Raw genomic sequence first — 6,659 nt, forward strand, 5'->3', positions numbered from 1 at the left:
CGGGATTTCGGTTTGCGGAAGGCCGGCACGCCGTTGCTGATCGCCTCCACACCGGTCAGCGCCGCACATCCGGAGGAGAACGCGCGCGCTATCAGGAAGGCGAAGGCGATGCCCTGCAGATGTGATTCGTTGCCGTTGAGGCTGAATCCGGACGATTCGGCATGCAGCTCGTCGCCGAAGACGAAGATCCGCACCACGCCCCAGGCCAGCATCAGGAAGACACCGATCATGAAGCCGTAGGTGGGAATCGAGAATGCCGTGCCCGATTCCCGCACCCCGCGCAGATTCACCGCGGTCAGCAGGACGATCGCCGCCACCGCGAACAGCACTTTGTGGGTGGCCACGAACGGCACGGCGGAACCGATGTTCGACGCCGCCGAGGAGATGGAGACCGCGACGGTGAGCACATAGTCGACGAGCAGCGCGCTGCCCACGGTGAGCCCGGCCATCGGGCCGAGATTGACGGTGGCGACCTCGTAATCGCCGCCACCGGACGGATAGGCGTGCACGTTCTGGCGGTAACTGGCCACCACGACCGCCATCACGGCCGCGACCGCCAGCCCGATCCAGGGCGTGTAGACGTAGGCGGACAGGCCGGCCGTGGAGAGCACGAGGAAGATCTCCTCGGGCGCGTACGCCACCGACGACAACGCGTCGGAGGCGAAGACGGGCAGCGCGATCCGCTTGGGCAGCAGGGTATGTCCCAGGGAATCGCTACGGAAAGGGCGGCCGACCACCATACGCTTGACGGCCGTCGTCAACTTGGACACTCGGCACAGCATAAGGGCACGGCCTCGAGGGGCATAGCGGGCGGTTCACTCGCGTTTCGGTGCCGGCGAATGGGGGAACGTGCTGCGGGGAACCGTCAACGGGTACGGTTCCCCCGAGAGGGAACCAGACCGCACACCACGGTTTTCGGCGGAATTGGGGTTGACACGGTGTACGTAGTGATCATGGGGTGCGGCCGAGTCGGCTCCGCATTGGCACGCGCCCTGGTCCGGATCGGCCACGAGGTAGCCGTGATCGACCGGGATCCGGGCGCATTCCTGCGCCTGGGCAAGGATTTTCCCGGTGAGCGGGTCACCGGCGTCGGCTTCGATCGGGGAGTGCTGACCCGCGCGGGCATCGAGCGCGCCGGCGCGTTCGCCGCGGTGTCCAACGGTGACAACTCCAACATCATCTCCGCGCGCGTCGCACGCGAGACCTTCGGTGTGGAACGGGTGGTGGCCCGCATCTACGACGCCAAACGCGCGGCGGTCTACGAGCGGCTCGGCATCCCGACCATCGCGACCGTGCCGTGGACCACCGACCGGTTCCTGCGCACGCTCACCGGCGACGAAACCACCGCCACCTGGCGCGATCCCACCGGCACCGGCACGGTCACCGAACTCGTCCTGCACGAGGACTGGTACGGGCGTACCGTGCGTGATCTGGAGGATGCGGTGCCGGTGCGGGTGGCCTTCCTGGTCCGCTTCGGACAAGCGCTGCTGCCCACCAGCAAAACGGTGCTGCAGGCCGACGACGCGGTCTACATCGCCGCCGTCTCCGACAAGGTCGGCGAGGCCGTCGCCGTCGCCGCCACCGCACCGTCGAGCGAGGACAAGTCGTGAACGTAGTGATCGCGGGAGCAGGCGCCGTCGGCCGCTCCATCGCCCAGGAATTGCTGCGGGGCGGGCATCGGGTGACCCTGCTCGAGCGGCGGCTCGACCATATCGACCCGACGGTCGCGCCCTCGGCCACCTGGATGCACGGCGACGCGTGCGAACTCGAACTGCTCGAGGAAGCGGGCCTGCAGGATTACGAGGTGGTGATCGCGGCCACCGGCGACGACAAGGCCAATCTCGTGTTCAGCCTGCTCGCCAAGACCGAATTCGGGGTGCGCCGGGTGGTGGCGCGGGTCAACGATCCGCGCAACGAATGGCTGTTCGACGGTTCCTGGGGTGTGGACGTCGCGGTCTCGACACCGCGGCTGCTGGCCTCACTGGCCGAGGAGGCGGTCTCCGTCGGCGACCTGGTCCGGCTGATGACGCTGCGTCAGGGCCAGGCCAACCTGGTCGAGATCACCCTGCCGACCGATACCGCGCTGGCCGGTCGCGCGGTCCGTACGCTCTCGCTGCCCCGCGACGTCGCCCTGGTGACGATCCTGCGCGGCGGCCGGGTGATCGTCCCACAGCCCGACGATCCGCTGGAGGGCGAGGACGAGCTGCTGTTCGTGTCCACGGTGGAGGCCGAGGACGAACTGCGGCGCAGCCTGACCACGGAACCGGCGGGCGCGGTGCCCACCGGCGCGGAGCCGCCCGCCTCGAGCTGAGCGTCGCTCAGGCGTTGTCGGGGATGAGCTGCGCGCGAAGTTTGGTCAGCGCGCGATGCTGCATGACCCGGACCACGCCGGGGCTCGTGCCGATCGCCTCGGCGGTCTGCGCGGCCGTCCAGCCCAGCACGATCCGCATCACCAGCACCTCGCGATGGGCGGGCGCGAGGATCTTCATCAGCTCGCGGGTGGCGTGGCGGCGCTCCAGATTGAGCGCCAGCTCCTCGGGTCCCGGTGCGGTGGAGGCGCTGTCGGGAAATTCGGCCACCGGATAGGACGGGTGCTGCTGGGCGCGGCGGAACGCGTCGGCCACCTTGTTCGCGGAGATCCCGTAGACGAAGGCCAGAAACGATTTTCCCTGATCGCGGTAGCGGGGAATCGCGGTGACGGTCGCGATGCAGATCTCCTGCGCGATGTCGTCCGCGGTGACGTGCGGGTTGTTGCTGCTTCCGACGCGCGCGGCGCAATAACGGCGTACCAGCGGATGCACGATGCGGATGATCTCGGTGACCGCGCGCTGATCGCCCGCGGCGGCCGGCCCGATCAGGCGGTCCAGTTCGGCGGCGGCGCGGCGGCTGTCGGAACCCGCGGGCGCCGATCTCGGTGACCGTACTCCCGCACCCTTCGCCGGGCCGGGCGCCGTCACCGTGTTGTTCTCGGTATCCACCGGGGATCCTCTCGCCGATCGCTACTGACTAACACGATCGTGCGCCGAATCCGGTTCGCGGAATAGATACCCCAGGGGTGGGTTCACCCCACCCCATCGTTGTGTGCCCTCAGAATTGGGGGCACAAGCCGACTTCGAGTCGGTTCGGTCCGCCGGTCGATCGCCCGGCGAGCTATTCGGTGGCCGAGGAGACCGGCATATGGCCGGCGCGGCGCACCGCCCACACCGTGACCAGCAGGGCGACCGCGGTCAAGGGCCAGCCCATCGCGATGCGGGCGGCGGCCAGCCAGCCGGTGCTGTCGGTGTCGTAGAAGTGGTTCTGCACCAGGTAGCGGGCGCCGAAGACGACCACCCACACCACTGTGGCCAGATCGTAGAGTCGCATCGCGCGCCGGTCCGAACGCCAGCTGTGGCCATGGCCGTTGAGCACTCCCCAGATCACCCCGGCCAGCGGCCAGCGCACCACCAGTGACACCAGGAAGACCCCGGCGTAGACCAGGCTCGCCCAGATACCGAAGAGGAAATATCCCTTCGCCGCGCCGGTGCGGTGGGCGATGAAAGCGCAGACCGCGACGCCGATGAATCCGGAAATCGCGGGCTGGATCGGCGACCGGCGGATCAGCCGCCAGACCAGGACACCGGCGGCGGTGGCCAGCGCCGTCCAGATGGCGGCCGTCAGACCCCACAGCGTGTTCGCGGGGACGAACACCACCACCGGCAGCGTGGAATAGATCAGTCCACTGATACCGCCGAGTTGCTCGAGCAGCGTCTGCTGGATCTCTTCCTCGCGGTCCTCGCCGGTGTAGGCGTGGCCGTCATCGCCGGCGGCCGGATGCCGGGCCGGGGATTCGCCGTCGGGCTCACGCAGGCGGTGACGGCCGCGCCCCGCGACGGGGTTCGCGCGGAATCCGGCCACGGCGGCCGGGTCGGCGCCCTCGTCGTTGTGGGGTATCGGCATACGTCAGGAATTCTCGCGGAGTTCGTAGTAGGGGTTGTACATCACCTTGTCGCCATCGCGTTCACCGATGCGACCACGGACCAGGATACGGCGTCCCGATTCGACACCGGGTATGCGGCGCCTGCCGATCCATACCAGCGTCACCGCATCGGTGCCGTCGAAGAATTCGGCCTCCACCGACGCGCTGGCCGACTTCGGACACGCCTCCACGCTGCGCAATCGGCCCAGCATGGTGACCTCTTCGCCACGTCGGCATTCCGCCGCCCTGCACGCGCCCGACGCTTCGGAGGTCTCCGCCAGCTCCTCCGCATCGAGGACGTCGAGATCGGCCGTCAGACGACGCCCCAGACGCCGGAAATAACCGCTGTCGGGTCCCACCTTGCCCGCGGCACCGGAACCCGCCTTGTTTCCGCCTGTGAAAGGCATCTTGCAACACTTCCTGCACTACAGACGGCGTGGGTCACACGTCGTCGGTTTCCCACACGACCGGCTGATGGGCCGTACACCGCCACTGTAGATGCACCCGGACGCCCTCGCTACGGGAGCCCGGTACCACCGAGACGGCGCTGACCGCACCGTTTGCTGGGTTCCCCGCCGTTCCGCGCGCGAACCCTCGGATTCGAGTGGTCGACAACACGTTTTCCGAGCCTCGCGCGGCGGGCTCGCCCGGCCCACCGGCTAGGCTGCCGCCCGTGTCAGAGCTACCCCGTTCCGGCGGCCCGCGCCCGGCCGTCGTCGTCGCCCTGCCGGGGACCGGATCCGACGCCGACTTCGCCCGGCGCGCGTTCGAACCCGCTTGCACCGCAAGGGATCTGCCGTTCCTCGCGGTGGAACCGGATCCGCTGGCCGTGGTCGCGAGCTGCCGGGCGGCGCTCGACGAGGCGGCCCGCACCGGGCCGGTGCTCGCCGCCGGAATCTCACTCGGCGCCGCGATCGCGGTGGAATGGGCGGCCGCCCACCCGGAATCGGCGTTCGGTGTGGTCGCGGCCCTGCCGGCGTGGACCGGCTCCGATATCGCGGGGTGCCCGGCGGCGCTGAGCGCGGCGAGCACGGCGGCTCAGCTGCGCGCCGACGGCCTCGAGCCGGTGATCGAACGGATGCGGGCGGGCAGCCCCGCCTGGCTGGGGCGGGCGCTGACCCAGTCGTGGCGCACCCACTGGCCCGATCTGCCCTCGGCACTGGAAGAGGCCGCCACCTATGCCTGGCCGGACACGGAATTGCTTGCGGCACTGCGGGTTCCGACCACCATCGTGGGCGCGATCGACGATCCGGTGCATCCGCTGATCGTCGCCGAACAGTGGTACGAGCTGATCCCGCAGGCGCGCATCCACCGCATCACCCTCGACGAACTCGGCGCCGATCCGGGAATTCTCGGCGCCCGGGGCATCCCCGGCCTGATCGCGCCCCGGCTGCAGGCGTGACGGCCGCCGGGCGCCCGCACTGCCGCGGGCGCCCGGCGGCGATCAGTTGCGACCGAGTTGCTGCATTGCCGAACCTCCGGCGCCGCGCCGCGGTCCCTGCTGTTCGGCGGTGACCACGGGGAAGGTGCCCGTCGCGGCCGCCTCTGCCGCGGCCGCCTGCGCGGCCAGCGCCTGCTGCTGCGCCTCGACCTGCTGCTGATGCGCGGCGATCAACTGGTCGGCGAGTTCCTGCGGCAGCACCACCGGCAGCGGTTCCCGTACCGGCATCGGCTCGTCGCCGCGACGCACGACGGTTTCGGCGAGGATCGCGCGGGCCGCCTCGACCAGCGGACCGCCCTCGTCGGCGGCGCCCGACGGCCCCGCCGCCACCAGCCGGACCATCCAGCGATAGCCGTCGACACCGATGAAACGCAGATCGGCGCCCTCGGTCACCGCGTGCAGTTCACGGCCCCAGGGCCCGGTCTGCACCGAGACCTGCGCGCCGTCGGCCCGCAGCGATTCCGCCAGGTCCGCGGCGACGGTCCGCCACTGGCCCGGCGATTTCGGGGCCGCGTAGGCGGCCACGGTGAGACGTCCGTGCGGAGTCGCCAGATGGACCGCCTGCGGGGTGCCGTCCGGCGTCATCTCCACCTGCAACTGACCGCCGTCGGGGACGGGGAGCAGCACCGAACCCAGATCGAGGTGCTGATCGGAGATCTCGGCGAGGATCTCGGACACCTCTTCGTAATCGAAGGGTCCGGTCCGCGGTGCGGAATCCTCGGTTTCGCCGTCCTCGTCGTCATAGTCGTCGGCGTCGTACTCGTCCTCGTAGTCGGAGTCGGTGTAGCCGGCGTCGTATTCGTCGGCGTCGTGGTCGAGGGGTTCGGCGTCGTAGCCGTCGCCCTCGGCGTACGCCTCCGCACCGGCATATGCGGAACCGTTCGCGTAGCCGGATGTTCCGGCGGGCTCCCCGGCGTAACCGGGAGTCTCGGCGTACGCGTCGCCCGCGTGCGCCCCGGCCGGCTGCCGGTACGGGTCGGCAGCGGCGAAACCGCCTGTGGCCGGGCCGGATTCGGCCGGATCGTAGCCATGGTCGGCGTAGGGGTCCGGCACCGCCGCGCGGGGCTGGGCGGGCTCGCGATAGCCGGTGTCGACATCCGCGGGGCGGTGGCGCCCCCGCTGCGGGTGGCCGTAGTCGGCGTCACCGGAATCCGGGCGCTGGTGGGCGGGCACGACGGGGTGCCGGCCGGTAGCCGTCGGCGAGTGCGCTCCCATCGGCTCCGGCCTGCGTCGCGGCGGCGGCGGAGCTCCCGCCGGCGGGCT

7 protein-coding genes and 1 pseudogene are annotated in these 6,659 nt (G+C 70.3%); 3 read left to right on the forward strand and 5 right to left on the reverse strand.

Annotated features, from left to right (window positions below; all coding sequences use genetic code 11):
- The coding region (locus ON23_RS17140; RefSeq protein WP_039779392.1) for an APC family permease at positions 1-770 on the reverse strand (770 nt) is incomplete at its 3' end.
- Positions 771-938: 168 nt separating this feature from the next.
- Here ON23_RS17140 and ON23_RS17145 point away from each other — a divergent pair.
- Entirely contained in the window at positions 939-1,610 is a 672-nt protein-coding gene (locus ON23_RS17145; RefSeq protein ID WP_039779388.1) for a potassium channel family protein, read from the forward strand.
- Positions 1,607-2,311 (forward strand): potassium channel family protein, encoded by a 705-nt coding sequence (locus ON23_RS17150; protein WP_039779389.1) that lies wholly within the window; start codon positions 1,607-1,609, stop codon positions 2,309-2,311. Before ON23_RS17145 ends, ON23_RS17150 begins: the two co-directional genes overlap by 4 nt.
- A gap of 7 nt (positions 2,312-2,318) precedes the next feature.
- Here the strand turns inward: ON23_RS17150 and ON23_RS17155 are convergent, their stop codons facing one another.
- The 3 genes from ON23_RS17155 to ON23_RS17165 form a co-directional block, all read right to left on the reverse strand.
- Complete coding sequence (locus tag ON23_RS17155; RefSeq protein WP_306307127.1) at positions 2,319-2,978, reverse strand: sigma-70 family RNA polymerase sigma factor; 660 nt, start codon at positions 2,976-2,978, stop codon at positions 2,319-2,321.
- Positions 2,979-3,150: 172 nt separating this feature from the next.
- Positions 3,151-3,936, reverse strand: a complete 786-nt coding sequence (locus ON23_RS17160; RefSeq protein WP_083904031.1) for a DUF3159 domain-containing protein — start codon at positions 3,934-3,936, stop codon at positions 3,151-3,153.
- Positions 3,937-3,939: 3 nt separating this feature from the next.
- On the reverse strand, positions 3,940-4,362 hold the full coding sequence (locus ON23_RS17165) for an OB-fold nucleic acid binding domain-containing protein (protein WP_083904032.1): 423 nt from the start codon (positions 4,360-4,362) through the stop codon (positions 3,940-3,942).
- Positions 4,363-4,628: 266 nt separating this feature from the next.
- On the opposite strand from ON23_RS17165, the gene ON23_RS17170 reads away from it, so the two are divergent.
- On the forward strand, positions 4,629-5,357 hold the full coding sequence (locus ON23_RS17170; protein WP_039779391.1) for an alpha/beta fold hydrolase: 729 nt from the start codon (positions 4,629-4,631) through the stop codon (positions 5,355-5,357).
- A 42-nt stretch (positions 5,358-5,399) separates the two neighbouring features.
- Here the strand turns inward: ON23_RS17170 and ON23_RS37450 are convergent.
- Positions 5,400-6,227 (reverse strand): annotated as a pseudogene (locus ON23_RS37450) (DUF3710 domain-containing protein); the annotation flags it as partial.
- Positions 6,228-6,659: the final 432 nt, after the last annotated feature.

The organism is Nocardia cerradoensis NBRC 101014, from assembly GCF_000308535.1.
In the GTDB taxonomy this organism is placed as follows: domain Bacteria; phylum Actinomycetota; class Actinomycetes; order Mycobacteriales; family Mycobacteriaceae; genus Nocardia; species Nocardia cerradoensis.

What these genes read in the sequence shown, in the direction of transcription:
- ON23_RS17165 (WP_083904032.1), bottom strand. Translation starts at nt 4,362, where the DNA reads ATGCCTTTCACAGGCGGAAACAAGGCGGGTTCCGGTGCCGCGGGCAAG.
- ON23_RS17160 (WP_083904031.1), bottom strand. Translation starts at nt 3,936, where the DNA reads ATGCCGATACCCCACAACGACGAGGGCGCCGACCCGGCCGCCGTGGCC.